Raw genomic sequence first — 24,598 nt, forward strand, 5'->3', positions numbered from 1 at the left:
CGATGTCAGCTCTTGAACTCGGTGCTCCAATACGTCTCGATCTGCTTAGCAAGCGTGTCCGGAAGCGGGACGTAGTCCAGCTCGGTTGCCTGTTTCTGGCCTTTCTCGAGCGACCACTTGAAGAACTTGAACGCCGCCGAAGACCGCGCGGCGTCCTTGGGCTGCTTGTACATGATGATGAAGACGGTCGCCGTGACGGGATAGGCCTTGTCCCCGGGGGCATCCGTCATCACGAGATAGAAGTCTTGCGCCTTGGTCCAGTCGGCACTGGCGGCGGCGGCCTGAAAGCTTTCATTGTCGGGTTTGACAAACTTTCCGGCCTTGTTCTGCACCGCGCCGTACGTCATCTTGTTTTGTAGAACGTAGGCGTACTCCACATATCCGATCGAATTCGCGATGCGGTTCACGTACGCGGCGACGCCTTCGTTGCCCTTTCCGCCCACGCCGGTCGGCCACGACACCGAGGTGCCCTCGCCCACTTTGCCTTTCCACTCATCGCTGACCTTGGAAAGGTAGTTCACCCAGTTAAAGGTCGTTCCGGATCCGTCGGACCGGTGGACGACCGTGATCTTTCCATCGGGAAGCTTGAGGTCGGGATTGAGCTTCGCGATCGCGGGATCGTTCCAGTTGACGATCTTTCCGAGATAGATGTCAGCGAGTATCGGACCGGTGAATTTGATTTCGCCGGGTTTGACCCCTTCGATGTTCACCACGGGGACCACGCCGCCGATGACCAGCGGAAACTGTCCCATGCCGAGATCCTTTAGCTCTTCCGGCTTCATCGGCATGTCCGAGGCGCCGAAGTCGACCGTTGCCGCCTTGATCTGCGCGATGCCGCCGCCCGAACCGATCGATTGATAGTTGAGCTTGTCGCCGGTCTGCTGATTGTAGTCGGCCGACCACTTCGACAGGATCGGATAAACAAAGGTCGAACCTGCCCCCGTAATGTCTGCTGCGTTCGCCACCGATGCGACCGCGAACAAAACCGCGCCGAATGCGGCCGCGGCAATCCCCATGCGTTTCGTCACGATTGATCTCCTATCCATCTGCCTACGGATGGTGGAGACCGCCACGATTCGCCGATCTCCCCAGCACGGCGGATCGTTAACTCATTCATGGCGACATGTCGAGACTTATCGACACATAATGTCGCTATCGACGGTTTTTGCGGACTAAGTGGGAGCTTTCAATCGGTTGTCCTTCCGGTTCGAACCCTGAATAAAATATGCGTCTGACACCGCGCGATCGAGAGCGGATTGTGCAATGGACCCGAAGGCTATCGATGCCTTTCCACATATCCGCGTGCCACCGCCACGGCGCAATCGCAGTACTGATATCTTCCGTTCAGACGGTCGACGGTGCGTGAGAGTGATCGTGGGCTAATTCTTGGAGCGCCTGGACGCCAACCGGCGGGGTCGCCTGCCACGGCACGAAGAATAATCTCTTTGCCATCGATCCGCGCACACGATCGATTTGTTTTTTTTCACCCAGCAGTCGCTGTTGAAGCAGCCTATCTCGCGTGCCGGCGGCCAGCAGGCTCTTATTGATGACCCAAGCATAGGGCTCGACATGCGCGCGCCGCAAGTCCTCCTGCAGTGCAGCGGCCTGGGACACGGGAGTGGTTTCGGCCAAGGTGACCAGCAGAATGTGCGTATAATTCGGATCTTGGAGGCGCATCAGGGGCGTGGTGATCCGGCCAATGAGATCGTGTGAAGCCGACTGCCGCATCACCTCCCGGTGATAAGTGCCAGCGGCGTCCATCAGAAGCAAGCTATGACCTGTCGGCGCGGTATCCAGTACCACGAAGGCGGTGCGTGCCTCCGCGACAATTCGCGAGAACGCATGGAAGACGGCGACTTCTTCCGTACAAGGAGAAGCCAGATCTTCGCGCAGCAGGGCTTGCCCCTGTTTATCCAAGGTATTGCCGCGCTGATTCATTATCGTCGCGATGTAACGCTCAGTCTCCGCCTTCGGATCGATCCTGTCGACGCGCAAGCCAGGAACCTCGCCAGTGAGCGTCATTGCGAGGTGGGCCGCGGGGTCGGTCGTACTGAGATGCACGCTATGGCCGCGCTGGACCAAACCTAGTCCGATGGCCGCGGCGATCGTGGTCTTGCCGACACCGCCTTTCCCCATGACCATGATCAGGCCCTTTCCATCCGCCGCCAGAAGGTCGATCAATCGATCCAGGGCGGGAAGATCATCGGTAAAAGACACGAGAGCTGAGGGCTTGATTGGCGTCGCCGATGCCGGAACAGTACGGAGCAGCGAGCGCAACGCGTCCAACCCCAGCATTTCAATAGGCCGCAGCAAGACGTTATCGCGCGGAAGCGTCTGGAGTGCAGCAGGCATACCTGCGAGCGCTTGCTTGCCCTGTCGCTCCAACGATGCCGCCGTCGCATCGGAGGAATCGCTTGCCCGGAACACGCCATTGACTACCAGACGCTGGTTCGAGAGGCCGAGAGCGCGAAGCTCAGTTGAAGTTCGGGCAGCCTCAGCGATCGCACTTGTTTCAGGGCGTGTTACAAGGATGATGGTCGTCATCGCTGGATCGCAGAGCGCAGCCATCGCTGTCTTGAAACGCGCTTCCTGAGTCTTGAGACCCGAATGTGGTCCCAAACAGGATGCTCCCCGGTCATTGACGTCAAGAAAACCGCTCCAGGCTTTTGGCAGGCTGAGGAGCCGAAGCGTGTGTCCGGTCGGGGTAGTATCAAAAATAATGTGGTCGTACACCTTATTGTCGTTGACTAACCAACTGACGAATTCGTCAAACGCGGCGATCTCGGTTGTGCACGCGCCCGACAATTGTTCACGAACCGTGTTCCGATCCTGCTCGCTTGCGGTCGGAGTCATTTGAGCCAGCACCCTTTGGCGATAGGACTCGGCGGCGACGGTGGGATCAATGTTGAGCACATGCAGACCCTCGACACCGGGGACCGCGACGGGAAGATTGCCTAAAGGCACGTCCAATATCTCGTCGATATTAGACGCCGGATCAGTGCTAACCAGCAGCACCGACTTTCCGCCATCGGCGAGCGATAAGGCCGCGGCGCAGCCGACTGAGGTCTTGCCTACGCCACCTTTCCCGGTGAAGAACAAGAACCGGGTCGGACTGGTCAGGAAGCCAGGAAGGTGAACCGTGGCAATATCGTTTGTCATATCTTAATCCTTCCAGAATATATGATTGCTTAAAATCCAGATGATGGGCTTGATCTCGATCAAGACCACACGCCAGGTACATGCCTGATACGGGCTAGGCGGCTTGTGGGGCCGAAAGGGTCATGTCGGTTGCGCCTTCCATCCGGCCGATGGCGGCGAGCTCCTTCTTCAGATTAGCAAGGTCCAAGCTTTCAACCGGAAGATTCACCAGAGCTGTCAGACGTGCGGTGAGGCGCCGATAGGCTGCAAGAAAGGCCGCGCGCTGCACGTCCTTAGTTCCCTTCACGAGCGCAGGATCGGGAATTCCCCAGTGAGCCTGTAGAGGATGGCCCGGCCAGAATGGACATTCCTCTCCCGCTGCGGCGTCGCAAACCGTGACAACAAAATCCATGGTGACAGCGCGTTTGCCAGCGAATTCGCTCCAGCTTTTCGACCGCAGATGCGATGTTTCGTAGCCTAGGCTTTCGAGCAGTTCCACTGCGAGACGATGTGGCCGCTCCTGCGGGCGGCTTCCCGCGGAATAGGCGCGAAACCGTCCGGCTCCCTCCCGGTTGAGGATAGCTTCGGCCATGATCGAACGGGCGGAGTTGCCCGAACACAATATCAGGAGGTTGTAGCCCTTGGCGTCGCCTGCTGCGGGACGCCGCTGCGGGAACGACGCGCCGTCGCGATCGGCAGACGGCCGCATCTCGCCGAGCATGACGTCGAACAGGCTTCCGAGCTTGATCGATTTCGCCGCATAAATGATCGACCGGCCCTCGCGCCGGCTGGTCAAAAGACCCGCGCGCTCGAGCTGGGACAGGTGTGTCGACATCGTGTTGTGCGGCACCGCCAATAGCCTCGCGACATCTCCCGCCGGCAGACCGTAGGGAAGATATCGTGCCAGCAGTCTGAAGACTTCGAGCCGCGTGGGCTGCGCCAGGCTGGCGAACATCTCGACGGCATCGTCGGTCGTGAATTGATCTGCGGTCATCGTGATTTGTCACCTTCCGACGGAACGACACATCCGTCGAGGATAGTGGACACTTCGATTCCTGCAAACGGGTTCGGCGACGCTGCGCGAACGCGGCAAGCCACTGATTTATTTATGAAATCTCATCAGCTCGGCGTCCGGAAGATGATCCTTCGACCGATCTGGGGCGGGATCGCGCCCGGGGGCCCTCCCGCACGTGCGAAATTTCGCAGATCGTCTCGAAATCCGAACGGACGGCGCTGCACCATGTTCTGCTTTCTGAACATCGCACCGGCTTGGATCGGGACGCGGAGTTGATTCATCGGGACTTTTCACCGGACCGGCACTTGGCCCGTGTCGTGCACATCGTGATGCGTCCGATGGGACGCAAAAAAATTATGGTCTGGGGAGATCAAGGAAATGAAGAGATGCGACAATCTTGTCGACGTTCGCCGTCGGCAATTCCTCGGCGGCGCCGGTGCGATGACCGCGGCCGCTGCTGCGCTCACCGTCCTGCCGAAGGAGGCGAAAGCTGACACGCTCGCGACGGCGACGCTCGTCAAGTATCCGTCCAATCGCCTCGGCAACCTCAAGGATCTCAAGGTCAACGAACCTCTCTCGGTCGCATATCCGGACGACGACGCTCCCGGCGTCGTGCTCAAGCTCGGTCGGCGCGTACCGAGCGGAGCAGGACCGGACGGAGATATCGTCGGCTTCTCGACCACCTGTCCTCACAAGGGTTTTCCCCTCAGCTACAACGCGACCGACAAGACGATGAACTGTCCCGGCCACTACTCGCGTTTCGACTGCGAGCGCGGAGGTCAGCAGGTCTGGGGACAGGCCACGCAGAACCTTCCCCAGTATGTGCTCAGGATCGACGGCAACGGTGAGATCTTCGCCGAGGGCGTCGACGAGTTGCTGTACGGCCGCTTGTCCAACGTGCTCTGAGGAGGATCCATCATGTCTTACAAACGCCAGATCGGCCGTCTTCCCATCGTGCCCGTGGATGCCAAGGAGCACAACGTCGTTTGCCACTACTGCATCGTCGGATGCGGGTACAAAGCCTACTCGTGGGATGCGCGCTATGAAGGCGAGAACGCGCCGGGCAGCAACAAGTTCGGCGTCGATCTCTCGAAGCAACAGGAGGCGGAGACGGCGGCCTGGTATGCGCCCTCGATGTACAACATCGTCAAGCAAGATGGGCGGGACGTCCATCTGGTCATCAAGCCCGACAAGAATTGCGTCGTCAATTCCGGCCTCGGTTCGCCGCGTGGTGCGCGCATGGCCGAGATGAGCTACTCGCGTCAGCGCAACACGCAATTGCAGCGCCTCACCGATCCCCTCGTCTGGCGCTACGGTCAAATGCAGCCAGCGAGCTGGGACGACGCCCTGGATCTGGTCGCACGCGTCACCACCGCGGTTATCGCCGAACAGGGCGAGGATGCTCTCCTGGTGTCGGCATTCGACCACGGCGGAGCCGGCGGCGGTTACGAGAATACCTGGGGCACCGGAAAGCTCTACTTCGGCGCCATGAAGATCAAGAACATCCGCATCCACAACCGTCCTGCCTATAACTCCGAGGTTCACGGCACGCGCGACATGGGCGTCGGAGAACTGAACAATTGTTATGAGGACGCCGAGCTGGCCGACACGATCGTCGCTGTCGGCACCAACGCGCTCGAAACGCAGACCAACTACTTTCTCAATCACTGGATTCCGAATCTGCGGGGAACGTCTCTCGACAAGAAGAAGGCCGAGTTCGGCAACGAGCCCGTCGACCGCGCCCGCATCGTGATCGTCGACCCGCGACGGACCGTCACGACCAACGCGTGCGAAATCGAAGCCGGCAAGGAGAACGTGCTTCATCTCGCCATCAATTCGGGCACGGATCTCATCCTGTTCAACGCATGGTTGACCTACGCGGCCGATAAGGGATGGGTCGACAAGCCCTTCATCGCAGCGTCCACGAAAGACTTCGACAAGGCCGTTGCGGCGAACCGGGTCTCTGTCGCCGACGCTGCGAAGGTCACAGGTCTCCCGGAAGCTGACATCGTCAAGGCGGTCACCTGGATTGCCGAACCCAAGACGGGTGGCGCACGGCGTAGAGCCATGTTCGCCTATGAGAAAGGCCTGATCTGGGGCAACGACAACTATCGCACCAACCAATCTCTCGTGAACCTGGCGCTCGCGACCGGCAATATCGGTCGTCCAGGCGGCGGGTGCGTGCGCATGGGAGGACATCAGGAAGGTTACTCGCGCCCGTCGGACGCGCATGTCGGCAAGCCGGCGGCCTACGTCGACCAGTTGCTCATCAACGGCAAGGGTGCCGTACATCACATCTGGGGCTGCGACCACTACAAGACCACGCTCAACGCGATGGAATTCAAGCGGGTCTACAAGAAGCGCACCGACGTCGTGAAGGACGCAATGAACAGCGTGCCCTATGGCGACCGCAACGCGATGGTGAAAGCCATCGTCGCGGCCATCAAGAACGGGGGTCTGTTCGCCGTCGATGTCGACATCGTGCCGACCAAGATCGGCGAAGCCTGCCACGTGGTCCTGCCGGCCGCGACGTCGGGCGAAATGAACCTGACGTCGATGAACGGCGAGCGACGCATGAGGCTGACCGAGCGCTATATGGACCCGCCCGGTCAGGCGATGCCGGATTGCCTCATCGCCGCCCGTATCGCCAACAACATGGAGCGGGTCTTTCGCGAGATGGGTAAGAACGACGTTGCCGACAAGTTCAAGGGCTTCGACTGGAAGACCGAGGAAGACGCCTTCATGGACGGCTACGCGAAGCACGAAAAGGGCGGCGAGTTCGTCACCTACGCGCGGCTTCGTACCATGGGAACTAATGGATTCCAGGAGCCAGCGACCGCTATCGAGACGACCGGCTCGACCCAAACCGGCGCCCCTACCACGATCTCTACAGGCGCTCAGAGGATTATCGGCACTAAGCGATTGTATGCCGATGGCAAGTTCAGTTCGAAGGACGGAAAAGCGACGTTCGCGTCCACCCAATGGCGCGGACTTCAGGCTCCGGGAAAGCAGGCCGAGAAGGACAAATTCCAGTTCCTCATCAACAACGGCCGCGCCAACCTGGTCTGGCAGAGCGCGTATCTGGACAAGGAAAACGAGTTCGTGATGGATCGATGGCCGTTCCCATTCATCGAACTCAACCCGCAAGACATGGCGGACTTGAAGCTCAATGAAGGAGATCTCGTGGAGGTCTACAACGACAATGGCTCGACCCAGGCGATGGCCTATCCGACGCCGACGGCGAAAAGGAAGCAGGCTTTCATGCTGTTCGGATTCCCGACCGGCGTGCAGGGCAACGTCGTGTCCAAAGGCGTCAACGAACTCGTCATTCCTAACTACAAGCAGACATGGGGCAACATCAGAAAGATCTCGGATGCGCCCGAAGGCGTCCGCCACCTGACGTTCAAATCGAAGGAGTACTCGGTCTGAACGTGGAAGGGCGGCGCCTCCTCCCTGCTCCGCCATTCCCTTCGGCCTTCCGCCGCATGAATCTCAGAGTTCAGAACGCTTCCACGGCGACGTCCGATGATTGTCTGGACGGGCGACAGGCACTGCTTTCGCCCGTAGCGGCGCTCGAGATCATGCTGGCGAATGTCGTGCAAATCGAGGGTTGCGAAACCGTCGGAGCCGCGGCCGCATCCGGCCGCGTCGCGTCGGCCGCCGTGATCTCCGAAACCGCGTTGCCCCGCTTCGACAATTCGGCGGTCGACGGCTTCGGCGTACACGCGGACGATTTGCGCCGAAGCGCTCCGCTTTCGCTCGATCTCGATGCCTGTGTGCGCGCGGGCCATGCCGGGCCTCGCCGGTTATCGTCCGGCCAGACCGTAAGGGTGCTGACGGGTGCGCGCGTCCCGGATGGCGTGTCCGCCATCGTGATGGAGGAGCGAGCGCACCGCTGTGGATCTCGTGTGCTCTTCGAAAACATTCCGGAAAATGGCGCCAACATCCGCCGGCGCGGCGAGGACGTATCTTCCGGCACAATCGTCCTGGTCCGCGGATCTGTCGTCGACCCCCGCCATGCCGCGATGCTCGCCGCCTGCGGTATCGTCACGATCGGCGTCCGACGCCGTCTTCGCGTAGGCGTCCTCTCGACGGGAGACGAACTCGTGGATGCGACATCCGAGCTAGGGCCGAACGAGATTGTCGATAGCAACCGGCCGTTGTTGATGTCGCTGCTGTCGGGGCCAGCCGTCGAGGCAACCGACCTCGGAATCATCGCAGACGATCCGAAACGATTGTCGGCAACCCTGGCGGAAGCGGCCTCCCGCTTCGACCTGCTCGTCTCGACCGGCGGAGTCTCGGGAAGCGAGGCCGACTACCTTTATCCCGCCCTCATCGCTGCGGGCGGGCGTTGTGATGCGATGAAGCTCGCATTGCGACCAGGTAAGCCGATCGCTTGCGGATCCCTCGGCGCGATGCAGGTCATGTCGTTGCCGGGAAATCCCGTCGCCGCACTCGTCAGCTTCCTCCTGTTCGTGCGCCCCATCGTGAGAAAGCTGATTGGCGCTTCGGTCGCGCAGACGGGATCGATGTCTGCACGAACGGCGGAAACGTTCTTTCATAAGACCGGCCGCACGGAGTTCATACCCGTCTCTGTCGTCGGCCGATCGGACATGGGTCTACCGCTATTGCGCAAACTCGGTCGAGGAGGATCGGCACGACTGTTGCCGATCGTTCAGGCCGACGGTTTCGCACAGATCGATCCAGGCGCGGGAAACGTTGCCGAAGGAGAGATCGTGATGTTCCACCCCTTCGCCTCCAACAGCCAACTCTGAGAGCCGGAAATGCCCTCCAGATCGATCGTTGTCGCCATCGCGGCCGCCCTGTTCGCTGTCATCTCCACCGACACGCACGCGCAAGACGCCGATGCAGGCAAGCGCGTGTTCAACAAGTGTCTCGCCTGTCACGCGATCGGACCGGGCGCGACCACGAAGGTGGGGCCGGAACTGAACGGGTTGATTGGCAGGAAAGCAGGCTCGGTGGCCGGCTACAACTATTCCGACGCCAACAAGAACTCCGGGATCACATGGACCGAGGATGAGTTCACCGGGTATATCCGCAATCCACAAGGGGTTGTCAAAGGAACGAAGATGACTTTCGCTGGCCTGAAGAGCGACAAGGAAATCGCCGACCTCACCGCATTCCTCAAGTCTTTTGGTCCCGATGGAAAACCATTGTGAAGCGACGCCTGCTGCTACTCGGCGCTCTGGCTGACCCTGTCCGCGGGATGTCCTTCGTACCACCCCCGCGTCCTGTTCACGATCCATACGACGGTCAGCATGACCGGGACCTCGATCAGGACTCCGACGACGGTTGCGAGCGCAGCACCAGATTCCAGTCCGAACAGGCTGATCGCCGCCGCGACGGCGAGCTCGAAGAAGTTGGACGCGCCGATGAGCGCGGATGGTCCCGCGACGCAATGCCGTTCGCCCATGAGGCGGTTGAGCAGATAGGCGAGGCCCGCGTTGAAGTAGACCTGGATCAGGATCGGCACGGCGAGGAGCGCGATGACGAGTGGCTGATCGAGTATCTGCCGTCCCTGAAAGCCGAACAGGAGAACCAGCGTGGCAAGCAGCGAAACCAGCGATACCGGCTGGAGCCGACCGAGAAGACGTTTTAGCGCCGCTTCGCCGCCTGTGCTCAGCGTGCGCCGCCGCAACAGTTGCGCAAGTATGACGGGAATCGCGATGTAGAGCGCGACCGACAGCACGAGCGTTTCCCACGGTACGGTGATCGCGGACATTCCGAGCAGAAGGCCCACGATCGGCGCGAATGCGAACACCATGATCGCGTCATTGAGCGCGACCTGGGACAGCGTGAAGTGAGGCTCGCCCTCGGTAAGGTTCGACCATACGAACACCATGGCCGTGCAAGGCGCCGCCGCAAGGATGATGAGGCCGGCGATGTAACTGTCGATCTGAGCCGCCGGCAGGTAGTTCCGGAAGAGATGCCCGATGAACAATCCGGCCAATGCTGCCATCGTGAATGGTTTGACCGCCCAGTTGACGAACAGCGTCACCCCGATTCCGCGCCAATGCTCCTTCACCTTGCCGAGTGCGGCGAAGTCGATGCGGATCAGCATCGGCACAATCATGAGCCAGATCAGGGCGGCGACCGGAAGATTGACCTTGGCAATCTCCGCGGACCCGATCACGCTGAACACCCCCGGCAACAAGTGTCCGAGGGCAACACCCACCACGATGCACAGTGCCACCCACAGCGTGAGATAGCGTTCGAATGTCGACACAGAAAACCTCCGTTCAAGTATGGGCGACGTGCTGTCCGCGACGATCGACGACGAGTTCGCCGTCCTCCTTGCGGAATTCTCCACGCTGCGGCTGCGGGAGAATATCCAGCACCGCCTCCGAAGGACGGCACAGCTTGACGCCTTTTGACGTGATCACGATCGGACGGTTAAGCAGAATCGGATGGGCCATGATCGCATCCAATAATTCATCGTCCGAAAGCCTGGGGTCGTCCAGTGCCAGTTCCGCATAGGGCGTGCCCTTCTGCCGGATTACGGCACGCAGCGGCACACCCATCCTCACGACAAGAGATGTCACCATGTCTCGCGACGGAGGCGTCTTCAGGTACTCGATCACATGCGGCTCGATTCCAGCGTTTCTTATCATGGCGAGCACGTTACGCGACGTCCCGCACTCGGGATTGTGATAGATGATGACGTCGTCCATCATTCCCTACGCTCCGAAATCGCTCTTCAGGTACTTTCCGATCCTGTCCACGAGCGGTGCTGGGAGCGGAACATAATTCAGCGCGCCCGCCTCGACCTGGCCGTTCTCGAGCGACCATTTGAAGAAATCGGCGGCGATCTTCGATCGGTCGCGGTCCTTCGGATGCTTTGGCATCAGGATGAAGGATGTCGCCGTGATCGGGTAGGCGTTTTCTCCGGGGGCGTCCGTCATGATCCTGTAGAAGTCCTTCGTATTTTCCCAGTCCGCGCTGGCGGCTGCGGCCTGAAAGGTCTGCGCATCGGGGCGGACGAAGCGGCCGGCGCTATTCTGCACCAGACCGTAGGCGAGGTTGTTGCGGATGGCATACGCGTATTCAACGTAGCTGATGGAGTTCTTCGCGATGCCGACATAGGCAGCCACGCCTTCGTTGCCCTTGCCGCCGATGCCAAGCGGCCATTCGACTGTCACGCCCTCGCCCACCTTCGCCTTCCACTCGGGACTGACTTTGGAAAGGTAATTGGCCCAATTGAATGTCGTGCCGGATCCGTCAGTCCGGTGAACAACGGTGATCGGCGCGGCGGGCAGCGCGACGCCGGGATTCAGCGACTTCAGAGCGGGATCGTCCCAGTTCTTGATTTTGCCCAGGAAAATATCCGCCAATACGCTTCCGGTGAACCGGATTGCTCCCGGACCGACACCATCGATGTTGACGACCGGAACCACGCCGCCGATCACCAACGGGAATTGCCCCAGACCCGCTTTCGCCAATTCGTCGGGTTGCAGCGGCATATCGGAGGCGCCGAAGTCGACGGTGCCCGCCTTGACCTGTTGCAGGCCGGCACCCGAGCCGTTGGAGACGTAATTGATCTTGTTTCCGGTCTTCGCCTGATATTCGGCGGCCCATTTCGAAAGGATCGGATAGACGAATGTCGAGCCCGAACCGCTGCTTTCGCCGGCCAGGGCAGTTCCGATGGGGGTTAAGAGGATGGCGCCGAGAGTAAGGGCCCGAAACAGCTTGATCATGAGTCGCTCCTCCGTTATATGTCGATATGTCTCGACATATATAGACTTCATGACACCGCTTTGACAAGCGCTTTGGGGGACCGGGTTATGCAGCAGCCGAATGCCAGCGACGTAGCGGTCGAACGTTTCGCGTCCATAGCGCAGCCGACCCGGCTGCAGGCGCTGCGGCTGCTGTTGTCCGTCTATCCGGAAAGCCTCGCCGCCGGCGAAGTGGCTCGGCGCTGCGACGTCCCTCACAACACGATGTCGACCCATCTGGCCACGCTGACGCGTGCAGGTCTCATTGAGGTGGCGAAGGATGGCCGCGCGATGAACTACCGAGCGGATGTGTCGGGCTTTCGCGGACTTGTGGATTATCTTGCCCGGGACTGCTGCAACGGTCGTCCGGAAATGTGCGGTCAAGCCATCGAGAGCGCGGACGACGGATCTGACATGCCGGCGGCGGACGTGATCGCGCCGGCCTTCAATGTTCTTTTTCTTTGTACCCACAACTCCGCGCGCTCGATCATGGCCGAGGCGATCCTGGAAAAGATTGGCAAGGGAAAGTTCCGGGCCTACTCAGCGGGATCCGATCCCGCGAAGGCTCCTTTGCCCGAAGTGCTGGAGAGGCTTCGTCAGCTCGGTCACGACGTCGATGGCTTGCATTGCAAATCGCTGAACGACTTCTCTGGCCCGGATGCTCCAAGGATGGATTTCGTGATCGCGCTCTGCGACACGCCCGAAGGTCAATTCTGCCCCGATATCGACAGCAGGTTCGTGACCGGCGCGTGGCCACTGCCGGACCCGGCGCAATTCAATGGTTCCGCCACCGAGAAGACCACATTGCTGAATGAACTCTACGCGATGATCCGTCGGCGTGTCGAAATCTTCGTCAGCCTTCCCTTCGCCGCGCTCGACCGGATGGCGCTGAAAACGCGGCTCGACGAAATCGGCGATACCACGCGCGTCACACCCTAGAAGGCATCGCCATGAAAATCGGAATCAACGGAATGGGCCGTATCGGTCGCCTCGCGCTGCGGGCGGGCCTCGGCGGACTCTATCGACCGGAAGGCGACCCTTACCGCGCAAACCGCCTCGACGTCGTCCACCTCAACGAAGTCAAAGGCGGCATCGAGGCGACCGCGCACCTTCTCGAATTCGACAGCGTCCACGGCAGGTGGCGTGAGGAGATCGGCGTCCACGATGGCAAATCGATCGGCATCGCCGAGCGACGAATGGGATTCTCCGACGCTGCCAATCCAGGCGACGTCGACTGGGGCGGTCTCGGATGCGATGTCGTTCTGGAGTGCACCGGAAAATTTCTGACGCCCGACCAGCTTCAGGCGTATTTTGAACGGGGCGTCAAGCGGGTCATCGTGGCGGCTCCCGTGAAGGACGATGCCGCGCTGAACGTCGTGGTCGGCGTTAACGACAAGCGCTACGATCCGCAGCGCCACCGTCTCCTGACAGCCGCCTCCTGCACGACGAACTGTCTCGCCCCCGTCGTCAAGGTGATTCACGAAGCGATCGGAATCCGTCACGGGCAGATCACAACGATCCATGATCCGACCAACACGAACGTCGTCGTCGACGCGCCGCACAAGGACCTCCGCCGTGCGCGGTCGGCCATGCTGTCGATGCAGCCGACGACGACTGGCAGCGCGACCGCGATCTCCCTCATCTATCCGGATCTCAAGGGCAAGTTGAACGGCCACGCCGTTCGCGTCCCCGTGCTCAACGCGAGCCTCACCGATTGCGTCTTCGAGGTCGCGCGCGAGACGACGGTCGCGGAGGTAAACAAGCTGTTCGAGGCCGCCGAGAAGACCGTACTCGCCGGCATCCTCGGCATCGAACACCGTCCGCTGGTGTCGGCCGACTATACCAACGACACCCGCAGCGCCATTGTCGACGCGCAGAGTACGATGGTGACGGATGGCACGCTCCTGAAGGTCTACGCGTGGTACGATAACGAGGTCGGATATGCATGCCGCATGGTCGACCTGGCCAACATCGTGGCGAGGGCCGGATTATGACTTCGACCGCCAAGAACTATCTGATTGTGACGGCGTCCTATTGGGGCTTCACGCTCGTCGATGGCGCGCTTCGGATGCTAGTGCTGCTGCACTTTTTTCGCCTGGGCTACACGCCGTTCGCGTTGGCGTTCCTGTTTCTGCTCTACGAGGCCGCCGGAATCGCCGCCAACCTGGCGGGCGGCTACTTCGCGTCCAAGTACGGCATTCCGAGGATGCTGGCGGCCGGACAACTGCTCCAGATCGCAGGTCTGTTGATGTTGTCCTGTCTCGACGCACAGTGGAGCCAGATCGTGTCGGTGGCGTGGGTGGTCGGCGCGCAGGGAATCGCCGGCGTTGCGAAGGATCTCACCAAGACGGCGTCGAAATCCGCGATCAAGGCAACAAGCGCCGAAGGAAGCGGGCAGCTCTTCAAATGGGTTGCATGGTTCACCGGATCGAAGAATGCGATGAAAGGGGTCGGCTTCTTTCTGGGCGGACTACTGCTCGAAATCATCGGCTTTCGCTCGGCCCTATGGGCGATGGCCGCCCTGCTCGCGCTCATCTTCGTGGCCGGACTCGCGCTGCTGCCCCGCCAGCTCGGCAAGGCGAAGTCGTCGAAGACGATCCGCGAGCTGTTCGGCAAGACACGGGCCGTGAACCTCCTCGCCGCCGCCAGGATATTCATGTTCGGCGCCCGCGATGTCTGGTTCGTTGTGGGACTGCCGGTCTTTCTCTACGCGAACGGTTGGCGATTCCTCGAAGTCGGCGGCTTTCTCGCGGCGTGGACCATCGCCTATGGCGGAATCCAGGCCGTCGCGCCTTCGCTGGTGCGCCGAAGCGCCGACGGTCTCAGCCAGGAGGTGCCTGCCGCGCGGATTTGGGCGGCGGCTCTTGCGGCGGTTCCGATCGCGCTCGCCATCGCGATGTATCTTTTCGACGTGCCGCGTCCGGATCTCCTTCTCGTATCCGGTCTGGCGCTGTTCGGGTTGCCCTTCGCAGTCAATTCGTCGCTGCATTCCTACCTGATCCTGGCCTATGCGGGATCGGAAAAGGCAGCCGAGGATGTCGGCTTCTACTATGCAGCGAACGCCGCGGGACGGCTGCTCGGCATCACCCTGTCCGGCGCCCTCTATCAGCTTGCCGGAATCCAGGGCTGCCTGATGGGCTCTGCGGCGATGCTGCTGATCTGCTGGGGAATGACCTACGCGCTGCCGCTGAAACCAGCGTCTGAGAGCGGCCTCGAGGCAGAGATTGATCCGCGGCAGTTGCAACCTCGCTGAGTGGAGCCGGCCATGGAATGGACCACGACCAGTTTTTGCATCCAGATCATTGGGGGCCTGATTGGCGCGCAGGTGGCTGCTGTGGTCGTGCGGGAGCATGCTTTCGGCTTCTGGTGGCATACGGTCGTCGGATTGATCGCTGGCGCTCTCGGAGGATACTTCCTCCAGACATATGCGGCGACGATGGTGACCGGAAGCGGAAGCCTAAATCAACCGAGACCTGCTGACATTTTCGTACTGCAAGCAGTTGCAGGTGCTGCCCTTGGAGCGATCGCCACGATGGCCATCGGATTCCTCTTAGGCCTGCGGCCGTCAGGCAGCCGTTAGCCGGGCAATCTGGATTTGAAGACGAATGCCGTCGGCAGACACAAACTAGCAGCGCAATGCTGGCGGCAACATCGGAGGGCTGCAGGTGGGGCTTCTTGAGCCGTCGCCTCTTACCGAACGTGTTCCTTTTTGCGTCTTGGACCGGCGCGTCTCGTCACTCGCAACCTTCGTCGAACGCCAGCTCCAGGTTGGCGCTGACCGAAATACACGCCGCCGAAACGCTCCGGAGCAACCAACGTCGTCTCGGGATCGCTGAATCGGCTCGGGCTGAAACCATAGCCAAGCGCGTCCGGAAAGCGGTTCTTGTAAACCCGCCGCCATGCCGCGCGACGTCGACAAGCGACAGCGCGCGATGCAAACCCGGCCGGCGGCAACGGTCCTGGCGACGACGCAGTCAGGAGAAGGCGCCTCTGCCGATGGTCTCCGCGGTTGCCATCACGTCGGCGATGCGGCCGGCGCGAAGTGCCTCGAGCCCGCTGCGGCCGTCAAGTTCGCCATGCCCTTCGAGCAAAAAGCGGTAGATCGTCCACGGACGGTCTCCCAAGACCTCAAAGAGCTGCGGCAGGCTCGGGATCAGGCCGCCCGACTCGCTGACTTGCCATTTCGGGAAGCGGACGCCGCGTTTCGGGCCTTCAAGACCGAGCACCTCGTGCCGCCGGCGCTTCTTGTGCACCGTTTCACGGGTAGCGCCAATCTCCTCGGCAAACGCATCGGCCGACAGCATGTCGGTGCTGTTCAAGATTTCAGCGACCCGCGCAGAGCCGCGCTGACGTGCAGCTGCCAAGGCCGTGTCAAGCATATCGCCCCTCGGCGTCGAGACCTCCTCGACGGCGATTTGCGGGGCGGCAGCCTTGGGATCGACCAAGACGGTCATCCGCACAGACTTGCCGGTCTGTTCCGCCCGTTTCATGGCGTTCGCAAAACCGGACAAGAGACCTCGCGCCGCCTTGCGGCTGGCGACGTCCTTTCCGATCGACCCGAGCGAGGTTGCGAAGCCGAGCGTGAGGGTTTCGCGCCGCGCAGGTCGTTTGCGGGCGTTGCCGCGTTTTTTGTGAGTGACCGGCATGAGCCACCTCCAATGCTTCGCCCAATATGGTGGCTTTCGTCAGTTTCGTCAACTTCGTCAGGGTGGCTGGGGGCGGGCCGCCTTCCCTCACCTCGGCGGGCGTCAGTTGGGTGAGCGGCCGCGACAACAGGGGTGATCTTCAGGCGGCAAGGCAACCCCTTGACCGGTCGGCACAAATCCAAGCTCGTCGCAAAGATCGCGAAAGGCAGCTCGGCAGCGCTCTTTCTCCGCCTCTGCGGCGTCGCACTGACGCTGCTGTTGTTCGGGGGACACATCTTCCGTCCGGCAGACAGGGCAGGTCGCCCGGTGGGCGATTCGCTCCCACGCCACCAAAGCGGTCACATATGCCCGGTGCGCGGCGACGGTTCGCGCCTCCAGTGATCCCTCTTGAGCTGATCTCAGCTTGGGCACCGCATGTTCCCCGGATAAGGATTTGTCTGCGGTACGCCCCCGCAAACGATCCCTCGCTGACTCTTGGTGATCGGGGAGTTGGAAACCGTACGAAACGGCCCTGTGGCCTTTAGTTCGGGTGAACCTGTTGCATACGCCACAGGCTCCCCGACCATAAGGTCAAGGAGTGCGGCGCCGTAACGGCCGGCACCAAACCGTTCGTAGAGGTTTCCACGCCCCAGGGCAGCGCGTACCGCCCCGCCCGATTCATAACCGTTTGGCAGCCTGCGTTCTAGGTCCCTTCGGTAAATGACTGATTGCTGGAAATTTCTGGCACCCCGGCGGGGCAAGCGACCGTGATTCGAGAAAGCGGTTGGGCGTCGCCCTGCCGGGCCGGGCTGGCGGCTGCGCTGAAGCCCCGCATCCGGGGCTTCCCCCTCGCGGGCGGCCATCCCTGACGCAAGAGCGCAGTGCAGCGGCTAACACCGGCTATAAACCCGAGACCATTCGGCAGATCATGAAGCGACGGCCTCTTGGTCCCCGAGACCGTCGCGGTCAGCTTAGCCATTGGATATATCGGGTCTGACGTTAAACTCCGTCATCGAAGGACGATTCGTCGTCCTCCCCCGCATGATCAAATGTTGCTCGTAGATCCTGCACGTCAACATTGGTGTCGGCGGACGGATAAACGTGGCAGAAGCGGTACTCAAACTGACGGCGTTGGACGCTCCGCCCTATCGGGAGCTTCCTCAGAACATCGAGGCCGAGCAAGCGCTGCTTGGCGCCATTTTCATCAACAACGATGCCTTCTATCGCGTTGCCGACTTCCTGAAGCCGAACCATTTCTTCGAGCCTCTGCATGGCCGCATATTCGAGCTCATGAGCGAGCTGATCCGCTCGAACCGAATTGCCAGCCCGATCACGCTGAAGACCTTCCTTCCCGCGACACTCGACATCGTCGGACTATCTGTCGCGCAATATCTCGCGCGCCTGGCCGCGGAAGCGACGACCGTCATCAACGCACCCGATTATGGCCGCACCGTCTACGATCTCGCGGTGCGACGCGAGCTGATCAAGATCGCGGAGGACATGCTCGGCAGCGCCTTTGACGCGGCGGTGGATTGCGCACCCCAAGATCAGATCCAGCATGCCGAGCAGCTCCTCTACGACATAGCCGAAACCGGACGCTATGGCGGCGGCTTCGAGACGTTCGAGACCGCACTCGACAGCGCCATCGATCGGGCCGCGCAGGCGTATCAGTCGGACGGCAGACTCTCCGGCCTCGCGACCGGGCTCAAGGACCTTGACGCCAAAATGGGTGGTCTCCAGCCGACCGACCTGATCATCATCGCCGGCCGGCCCGGCATGGGCAAGACCTCGCTCGCGACCAATATCGCGTTCAACGTCGCAAGCGCCTACGATCCGATACAACAGGTCGACAGCTCGTTGAGGCCCGCCGCCGGAGGTATCGTCGCTTTCTTCTCGCTCGAGATGTCGTCGGAGCAGCTTGCCACGCGCGTGCTCTCCGAACAGGCGGAGGTCCCCTCCTCCAATATTAGGCGCGGCGAGATCGCCGAAACGGATTTCAGTAGGCTCCTCGACCACCGCCAGAGAATGCGGCGTCTGCCTCTCTTCATCGACCAGACCGGCGCGCTCTCGATCGCCCAGCTTGCGGCCCGCGCCCGCCGCCTGAAACGACAGCGAGGCCTGCATCTCATTGTCGTCGACTATATTCAGCTCATGCAGGGCAGATCCCAGCGCGCGACGCAGAACCGCGTTCAGGAAATCACCGAGATCACCACCGGGTTGAAAGCGCTGGCCAAGGAGCTCAACGTCCCGGTCGTTGCGCTGTCCCAGCTCTCGCGCGGGGTCGAAAACCGCGACGAAAAGCGGCCGCAACTCTCCGATCTGCGCGAGTCAGGTTCGATCGAACAAGATGCCGACGTCGTCCTGTTCGTCTACCGCGAAGAATATTATCTCAAGAACAAAGAGCCCAGGCCCGGCACCGACGATCATCTCACCTGGGAATCCGAGATGAGGGACGCGCGCGGCAAGGCGGAAGTCATCATCGCGAAGCAGCGGCACGGTCCGACAGGGACGGTCGCCATGACGTTTCAGGGTGAATTCACCCGCTTCTTCGATCTGGCGAACCAGAGCCAGTTGCCTGAGCGAACGGAATAGCTGCCGGCTCTAACTCCTCGTTTCATATATCGCGCAGGTCTCCGGGCGGTCGACCGGAATGATCTCCAACGTCAGAGCTTCGAACGCGACCCGGCGTCGATCAGGCTGACGTCAGATCTCTCGCACGTATCGAGCACCAGCCTCCGGCGACTCGATGAGAAGACCATCAAGCACACGTGACTTCGCGTGGCGTCGACCGCGGCAAGCATTCGCTCTTTGAGACTGTGACGTTCGGCGCGCCATGCGTCCGGGGAAGGACCACCCCACTCTCGAATGGGCTTTCCTTGGTTCGGCCGCGGCCTTCCACGATCAACCCGCAAGGGGTTCGCTACGCAAGCGTGCGACCTCTTCGGCTTCGCCTGCGAGGTGACCGCGGCCGCGCCCGAACACGTCGGCGCCTGTCGAGCGGGGATGGTCCCCGCCCCAAGACGGGAGCCTCACGATGTCGCAGAATCTCACCCTCGCTCAGGATCACGCCCTCGATCTCGCCCGCACGCTGATGGTGCCGGTGGTTCTCTTTCAGGTCGACGACGAATTCGGTGTCATGGTTTCCAGTGAATACGACGGCGAAGAGGATGCCATCATGCATGAATACGATCCGTGGTCCCCAGCTCATTGAGCCGGGTGACCGATGCCGCTGGCGCCGTGCCGGTCGCAAGGGAAGCTTCGCCGCGGCCGGAGTCCGACATCTTGGACGGCTTGTCAGCGCGCCCTTGCATCCGGCAGGCTTCGCGGCCGGTCGGTCCCGTTCCGGAACATGTGGAACAAGAAGAGCCAACCGAAGAAAGGGCCGAGTAGCGCAGAGCGCGCTCGGTGCGGAGATATGGAAAAGAAGGACATTGAAGAGCTGCGCGCCAAAGTGGCCTGCGCGGCGGTACTCGAAAAGGGTGGTTGGAAAATCGACCTGAAGGAGAGCACGCGCCGCGCGCTCAAATATCGGCGCGGTGCCAACATCATCATCGTCATTCACGACGGGCGCGGCTGGTTCGATCCGTTGTCGTCCGCCAAAGGGGATGTCTTCGATCTCGCCGAACATCTTGGCGCCAGCGGATTCCCTGAAGCCTGCGATCGCGTCGCCGCTCTTGTCGGCTTCGTTCCGAGCTCGCCGGTCTGGACACGCGCGTCCAGACCCCTGGCGCTCACGTCCGTCGCCGACCGTTGGGCGTACCGGACAGTCCCGAGGCCCGGTTCGGCGACCTGGCGCTATCTCGCCGATCAGCGCTGTATCCCCGACAGCATCATTGCGGCAGCGATTGCTCAAGGTCGACTGCGCGAGGGTCCGCAGGGCAGCATGTGGGCGGCACACGATGACCCCGCCGGCCGCGTCATCGGCTGGGAAGAGCGCGGCCCGCGCTGGCGCGGGTTCGCCACAGACGGGACCAAGGAGCTGTTTCGCTTTGGGCCGATCGGCTCCCAGCGAATCTGCATCACCGAAGCCGCGATCGATGCCATGAGCCTCGCTGCGATCGAAGTCCTGCGCGATGACACACTTTATGTCAGCACCGGAGGCGGCTGGTCTCCGGCGACCGATGAGGCCATCCGCGGCTTGGCCGGCCGGGTGAACGCCCGGCTTGTTGCCGCGACCGACAACAATCGGCAGGGCGACGTTTACGCCGACCGGATTCGCGCCATCGCGTCGGAAGCGACCGCGCTCTACGCACGATCGCGTCCCCGCGCCGGCGACTGGAATGACGATCTGAAGGTTCTGGCCATGCGGCTGGAGAAAGAGCCTGTCGTGGCAAGTGGGTAAGGTTGCCGATGCCGCCTGCCGGTCGGCGCGTCAAGGGAGGCTTCGCCCGCTTGACCAGCGGCCCTTGACCCGCCGCGCCGGAGAGCCGGCCGCCCGCAGGGTGTTCGCAATACCTGAAGGGAAGGACCAACCGATGGCTCTCTGGACCATTGAAACCACTTATCGCCTGCCGGTTTTCCGGCACAAGACCTACGAGGCGGAGACGCTGGCGCAGGCCTGCCGTCTTGCCATCGAGGATGAGGATTGGGACCGCGAGAAGCGCGACTACGAATCCGCTGGCGAAACCTATGTGACGGGAATCTGGTCCGGCGCAGACGCCGCCTATTCCGGCGCGGCTCAGCCGATCCCCTCGCATTACACCGAGACGCCGGTGCGGATCGCGCGGCATTTCGAGGTGCTGCTCGGTCTCGTCAAGGTTCTGGCGAAGCCGGACCAGGAATCGCCCGATCCCAACTTCTGGCGCGAGCGCGCCCAGCCCGCGATCGCCAAGGCCGAGGCGATCCTCGCAGGCGCACGCGATCCCGACATCGTCGGAGACGCGCCATGACCGGATATATCGTGAAGATCGGCTTCTGGCTGCGGGCCTACGATAGCGTCAGCATCGAGGCTGAGTCCGACGCCGAGGCGATCGAGAAGGCGAAGGCCGCCGCGAAAACGGCGATGGCCTCAATGGCACATCCTGAGCACATCGATCTCGATGAGCGGCGAGAAGGCGTCATCGCCTTCATCGACCGCGCGACGCCGGATGGCAGGCAAAGCGTGATCGAGGACGTCGCGTTCGACGACGATCGCATCCACCCGGCTGCCGACGAAGCTCACATCGGCCAACAATAGTCTCGACGAACCGCGCGCCGTGGCCCAACCCTGCCGGGCCATCGCAACCTAGACCCGTGAGCTCGGAAAACGCTGGGCGCAGCATCTCGCCTGTCAACGGGCATGCCGTTCCCGCATCGCAGACGATGCGTGACAGCCGTGACCTCTCTGCGCCCGGCCGCGCATCCATCGCAACGCGGTCAGGAGCGAAGGACAATGTGCAGGGTTCTCAACAAGCATCACGCAGGCGTGCCGGCGGGCGCCGTCTATATCGGCCGCGGCTCGAAATGGGGCAATCCGTTCCGGATTGGCCCTGATGGCGACCGGGCGGCCGTCATCGCAAAACACACGCGCTGGCTCGCCCACCAGCATGATCTCTTGCGCGCGCTCGACGAGCTGCGTGGTCGCGACCTCGTCTGCTTCTGCGCGCCGCGCGCGTGCCACGGCGATCTCCTGCGTCGTCTCGCAAATGCGTCGCGCGACGAGCGGATCACGTGGTGGCGCGGCGTGAGAGCCGCTGCGTGAACGTCGGGGGGACGGTCCTTTCATGAAATGGGGAGGACTGAAGAAGCATGAAATCGCTGCCGCATGTCCGGCCGACGCGTCAAGGGTGCGCTGCGCCCGCGTGCCGCGGCCCTTGACCCGACGGTCGGAGAGGCGGCCGCCCGGAGATGTTTTCGACATCTTCAGGAAAGGGCAAGGCGATGGACAGAGGAGAGATCGCGATCGCGCTGTTGCGCGCGATCGGCATCCAGGAGTTGGAATATTCGTTAGATGGCGGCGGCGACTCGGGCGATTCGACGCTCGAGAGAATCCAGCATGTCGACGGCCGGTTGCTCGACGGGCTCCCCGATATTCCGACTGGCATCGATGGCACTGGCCGGGCCCGCACGCTCTCATGGCTCCTTGACGATCTCGTTGCCGATCTCCCCGAAGGCGATTGGGTGAACAACGAGGGCGGCTACGGCACCGTCATCATTCGTCCCTTCGAGGAGGATGACGACCTCCGCTTCGAATGCGACATGACCTTCCGCGAGGAGGGCGACTACGGCGGCGAAGACGATGACGAGGAATTCGAGGACGAGGATTTCGATTCCGATGACGACGGCGCCGAGGATGCGGAGGCGGTGTCATGAACGCCCCCATCTGGTCCGACCTCGAAACCTCCGCGTTCGAAACGCTCGTCGGCCGCTGCGCAACCGTGGCGCTGCGCAAGTCCGACAGTCGTATCGCAGCGCTACTCGCGCTGATGGCTCTGTCACATGCCCGGCTCGATGCCGACGTGCATGACAATCACCTCGAAGCCGATCTTCGCGTCCATCCCGCGCCTCCGGGCCACGGTCCCGCGGCGGAGCTGCTGGATCATATCACCTGTATCGTGAGCGACGTCGCGCGCTGTGCGCGTGGCGAGACGCGTCTCGACATTTCAGCCCGGCTCGACGATTGGGGCTATGCGTTTCTCATGGTCGATCTTCTCGGCGATGGCGCGCGCGAAGCCGAGCTCACCGCCATGGCCGAGTGTGTCGGCGCCGCGCTGACGCGCGTTCACAAGCGCGTCGAGGAACTGTGCACGCAGCATCTCCGCGCCGTCCTGACGCGCGATGCCCCGCAGGCCGCGTTCCTGTCGCGAGGCCTCACGCTGCAGGCCGAGTGGCTGCTCGCGCCATATCTCTCCGGCGATGCATCCCGGCCGGACATCCTGGTCCGACGCGCACAGGCCCTGGGCCTGTTCGGAAGCCTCGTCTCGGCGTTGCGAGAGCCCGCCATCACGGAGGTCGTCGATCGCGCCGAACCCCTGACGCCGGCGCTTGCGGGACATCTCGGGTTAACCGAGGCCGAGCTGCGCGCTTTTCGCGGCTCGCGCGACGTCCGTGCATCGATCGAGCAATGGGACGATTTCGTGGTCGCGGCGCGGCGGCTCAAGACCTATTCGGTCCCGCGCCACGAATGGCCTGGCGCCGCCCAGCCGGAAACACCGTCTGCATGGCAAAACTCACCCTGGCTGCGATCGCCGCGCACGCATCTCATCCGGCCGGACTATCTCGAAGAGAAGGAAGCGGGCGTTCAGGACGCCGTCCTCGCGCTGAAGGACGATCTCATTCGTCCGCTTGTCGCCGCTCGCCGGCCGCCCGGCGACTTGCGCAACACCACCATCGCGCATTTCGCAAGCGAGCTCGATTTTCCACAAGCGCGACACGGTTGCGCCGATTATCGAACGTTTCTGCTCGGTCTGCATCGGGCCATCATCGGGACCCGCAAGCCGAAGGCGTTTCAGGAGGCGGCCGCGCTGTGGCATCGCCGCGCCGCGTCGCTCTCGGCGCTGCGCCACGAGCATACGGCGGAACGGCCCGGCTGGCCGGCGCTCTGCGCGGCCTGGCGATCGCACGACGGCCGCTATGAGGTTGTGGCTCTGACCTCCGCCAGCGATCTGGTGATCGAAGGCAACGCGATGCAACATTGCGTCGGCGGCTATTACGATGTCTGCCGGCGTGGCGACACACAAATCCTGTCGTTGCGCCGCGACGGCCACCGCGCCGCCACCGTCGAGATTGCGCTCGAAGGCTCAATTGAGGCGCCGGCGTTGAAGGTCGGCCAATTCAAGGCGATCCGGAATACCCGACCCGCCGACGACCTCCATGATGCATTGCGCGACTTCCTGCGCGATCTGCGTTCGCAGGCGCACGCCATGAATGCGGCGACGCTCGCGCGCTATCGCCGGCGCATGCACAAACGCGGGGATTATGCCTGGCGCAGCGACGCGCTGCCATTGGATCACGCGCGCGAGGCTTATCCACTTTACCGGCCGCTGCTGCCGCGTCCGGCGCCGGCGAGTTTCGACCTCTGGTGCGCCGAAAGCGGCCTCGTCGACACCATTGACCGGGCTTTCGCAGCCCTCGGCGGAAAGTCCCCAGCGTCCCCGCGCTGACCTTCT

General features: G+C 62.1%; 23 protein-coding genes. 16 read left to right on the forward strand and 7 right to left on the reverse strand.

The features are described 5' to 3' along the window. Nucleotides 1–5: 5 nt before the first annotated feature. From pstS (J0H39_23280) to J0H39_23290, 3 genes are all read right to left on the reverse strand, one after another. A complete protein-coding gene (pstS, locus tag J0H39_23280) occupies nt 6–1,046 on the reverse strand; it encodes a phosphate ABC transporter substrate-binding protein PstS (protein MBN9499685.1) in 1,041 nt (346 codons plus the stop codon). 298 nt (nt 1,047–1,344) lie between these two features. Continuing rightward, nucleotides 1,345–3,159: an arsenical pump-driving ATPase gene (gene arsA, locus J0H39_23285; GenBank protein MBN9499686.1), complete on the reverse strand. Its 1,815-nt coding sequence runs from the start codon at nt 3,157–3,159 to the stop codon at nt 1,345–1,347. Nucleotides 3,160–3,253: 94 nt separating this feature from the next. Then, complete coding sequence (locus J0H39_23290; protein MBN9499687.1) at nt 3,254–4,132, reverse strand: metalloregulator ArsR/SmtB family transcription factor; 879 nt, start codon at nt 4,130–4,132, stop codon at nt 3,254–3,256. 399 nt (nt 4,133–4,531) lie between these two features. Here J0H39_23290 and J0H39_23295 point away from each other — a divergent pair, with 399 nt between their 5' ends. From J0H39_23295 to J0H39_23310, 4 genes are read left to right on the forward strand one after another with little or no spacing between them, the layout of a single operon-like run. After that, nucleotides 4,532–5,059, forward strand: coding sequence for an arsenate reductase (azurin) small subunit (locus tag J0H39_23295; protein ID MBN9499688.1), 528 nt, complete (start codon nt 4,532–4,534; stop codon nt 5,057–5,059). Between the two features lie 12 nt (nt 5,060–5,071). Continuing rightward, complete coding sequence (locus J0H39_23300) at nt 5,072–7,582, forward strand: arsenate reductase (azurin) large subunit (GenBank protein ID MBN9499689.1); 2,511 nt, start codon at nt 5,072–5,074, stop codon at nt 7,580–7,582. 56 nt (nt 7,583–7,638) lie between these two features. Further along, nucleotides 7,639–8,928 (forward strand): molybdopterin molybdotransferase MoeA, encoded by a 1,290-nt coding sequence (locus tag J0H39_23305; protein ID MBN9499690.1) that lies wholly within the window; start codon nt 7,639–7,641, stop codon nt 8,926–8,928. A gap of 9 nt (nt 8,929–8,937) precedes the next feature. After that, a complete protein-coding gene (locus J0H39_23310) occupies nt 8,938–9,333 on the forward strand; it encodes a cytochrome c family protein (GenBank protein MBN9499691.1) in 396 nt (131 codons plus the stop codon). 14 nt (nt 9,334–9,347) lie between these two features. Here the strand turns inward: J0H39_23310 and arsB are convergent, their stop codons facing one another. From arsB to pstS (J0H39_23325), 3 genes are read right to left on the reverse strand one after another with little or no spacing between them, the layout of a single operon-like run. After that, complete coding sequence (gene arsB, locus J0H39_23315) at nt 9,348–10,400, reverse strand: ACR3 family arsenite efflux transporter (protein MBN9499692.1); 1,053 nt, start codon at nt 10,398–10,400, stop codon at nt 9,348–9,350. A gap of 13 nt (nt 10,401–10,413) precedes the next feature. Continuing rightward, a complete protein-coding gene (gene arsC, locus J0H39_23320; protein ID MBN9499693.1) occupies nt 10,414–10,845 on the reverse strand; it encodes an arsenate reductase (glutaredoxin) in 432 nt (143 codons plus the stop codon). Between the two features lie 6 nt (nt 10,846–10,851). Continuing rightward, nucleotides 10,852–11,919, reverse strand: a complete 1,068-nt coding sequence (gene pstS, locus J0H39_23325; GenBank protein MBN9499694.1) for a phosphate ABC transporter substrate-binding protein PstS — start codon at nt 11,917–11,919, stop codon at nt 10,852–10,854. A 36-nt stretch (nt 11,920–11,955) separates the two neighbouring features. Here pstS (J0H39_23325) and J0H39_23330 point away from each other — a divergent pair, with 36 nt between their 5' ends. The 4 genes from J0H39_23330 to J0H39_23345 are packed head-to-tail and all read left to right on the forward strand — an operon-like array spanning nt 11,956 to nt 15,466. After that, on the forward strand, nt 11,956–12,825 hold the full coding sequence (locus J0H39_23330) for a helix-turn-helix domain-containing protein (protein ID MBN9499695.1): 870 nt from the start codon (nt 11,956–11,958) through the stop codon (nt 12,823–12,825). A gap of 11 nt (nt 12,826–12,836) precedes the next feature. Then, the gene (locus tag J0H39_23335) at nt 12,837–13,880 is read left to right on the forward strand and encodes an ArsJ-associated glyceraldehyde-3-phosphate dehydrogenase (protein MBN9499696.1); all 1,044 of its coding nucleotides are present in this window, start codon (nt 12,837–12,839) and stop codon (nt 13,878–13,880) included. Then, nucleotides 13,877–15,139, forward strand: a complete 1,263-nt coding sequence (gene arsJ, locus J0H39_23340) for an organoarsenical effux MFS transporter ArsJ (GenBank protein ID MBN9499697.1) — start codon at nt 13,877–13,879, stop codon at nt 15,137–15,139. Before J0H39_23335 ends, arsJ begins: the two co-directional genes overlap by 4 nt. 12 nt (nt 15,140–15,151) lie before the next feature. Further along, nucleotides 15,152–15,466, forward strand: coding sequence for a hypothetical protein (locus J0H39_23345; GenBank protein MBN9499698.1), 315 nt, complete (start codon nt 15,152–15,154; stop codon nt 15,464–15,466). Between the two features lie 394 nt (nt 15,467–15,860). Here J0H39_23345 and J0H39_23350 read toward each other — a convergent pair whose 3' ends face one another. Continuing rightward, nucleotides 15,861–16,532 carry a hypothetical protein gene (locus J0H39_23350; GenBank protein ID MBN9499699.1) on the reverse strand — a complete coding sequence of 224 codons (672 nt, stop codon included), beginning with the start codon at nt 16,530–16,532 and terminating at the stop codon, nt 15,861–15,863. Between the two features lie 1,074 nt (nt 16,533–17,606). Between J0H39_23350 and J0H39_23355 the strand changes: the two genes are divergently transcribed. The 8 genes from J0H39_23355 (at nt 17,607) to J0H39_23390 (ending at nt 24,592) form a co-directional block, all read left to right on the forward strand. Beyond that, nucleotides 17,607–19,103: a replicative DNA helicase gene (locus J0H39_23355; protein MBN9499700.1), complete on the forward strand. Its 1,497-nt coding sequence runs from the start codon at nt 17,607–17,609 to the stop codon at nt 19,101–19,103. Between the two features lie 442 nt (nt 19,104–19,545). Then, nucleotides 19,546–19,722, forward strand: coding sequence for a hypothetical protein (locus J0H39_23360; protein MBN9499701.1), 177 nt, complete (start codon nt 19,546–19,548; stop codon nt 19,720–19,722). A 204-nt stretch (nt 19,723–19,926) separates the two neighbouring features. Then, nucleotides 19,927–20,853: a DUF3991 domain-containing protein gene (locus J0H39_23365; GenBank protein ID MBN9499702.1), complete on the forward strand. Its 927-nt coding sequence runs from the start codon at nt 19,927–19,929 to the stop codon at nt 20,851–20,853. A gap of 133 nt (nt 20,854–20,986) precedes the next feature. Continuing rightward, nucleotides 20,987–21,400 carry a hypothetical protein gene (locus J0H39_23370; GenBank protein MBN9499703.1) on the forward strand — a complete coding sequence of 138 codons (414 nt, stop codon included), beginning with the start codon at nt 20,987–20,989 and terminating at the stop codon, nt 21,398–21,400. Continuing rightward, nucleotides 21,397–21,687 (forward strand): hypothetical protein, encoded by a 291-nt coding sequence (locus J0H39_23375; protein MBN9499704.1) that lies wholly within the window; start codon nt 21,397–21,399, stop codon nt 21,685–21,687. Before J0H39_23370 ends, J0H39_23375 begins: the two co-directional genes overlap by 4 nt. 195 nt (nt 21,688–21,882) lie before the next feature. After that, entirely contained in the window at nt 21,883–22,191 is a 309-nt protein-coding gene (locus J0H39_23380) for a DUF4326 domain-containing protein (protein MBN9499705.1), read from the forward strand. Nucleotides 22,192–22,337: 146 nt separating this feature from the next. Beyond that, complete coding sequence (locus J0H39_23385; protein ID MBN9499706.1) at nt 22,338–22,802, forward strand: hypothetical protein; 465 nt, start codon at nt 22,338–22,340, stop codon at nt 22,800–22,802. After that, a complete protein-coding gene (locus tag J0H39_23390; protein ID MBN9499707.1) occupies nt 22,799–24,592 on the forward strand; it encodes a PcfJ domain-containing protein in 1,794 nt (597 codons plus the stop codon). The genes J0H39_23385 and J0H39_23390 overlap by 4 nt, the downstream gene beginning before the upstream one ends. The last annotated feature ends 6 nt before the right edge of the window (nt 24,593–24,598 follow it).

Source organism: Alphaproteobacteria bacterium, from assembly GCA_017308135.1.
In the GTDB taxonomy this organism is placed as follows: Bacteria; Pseudomonadota; Alphaproteobacteria; order CACIAM-22H2; family CACIAM-22H2; genus Tagaea.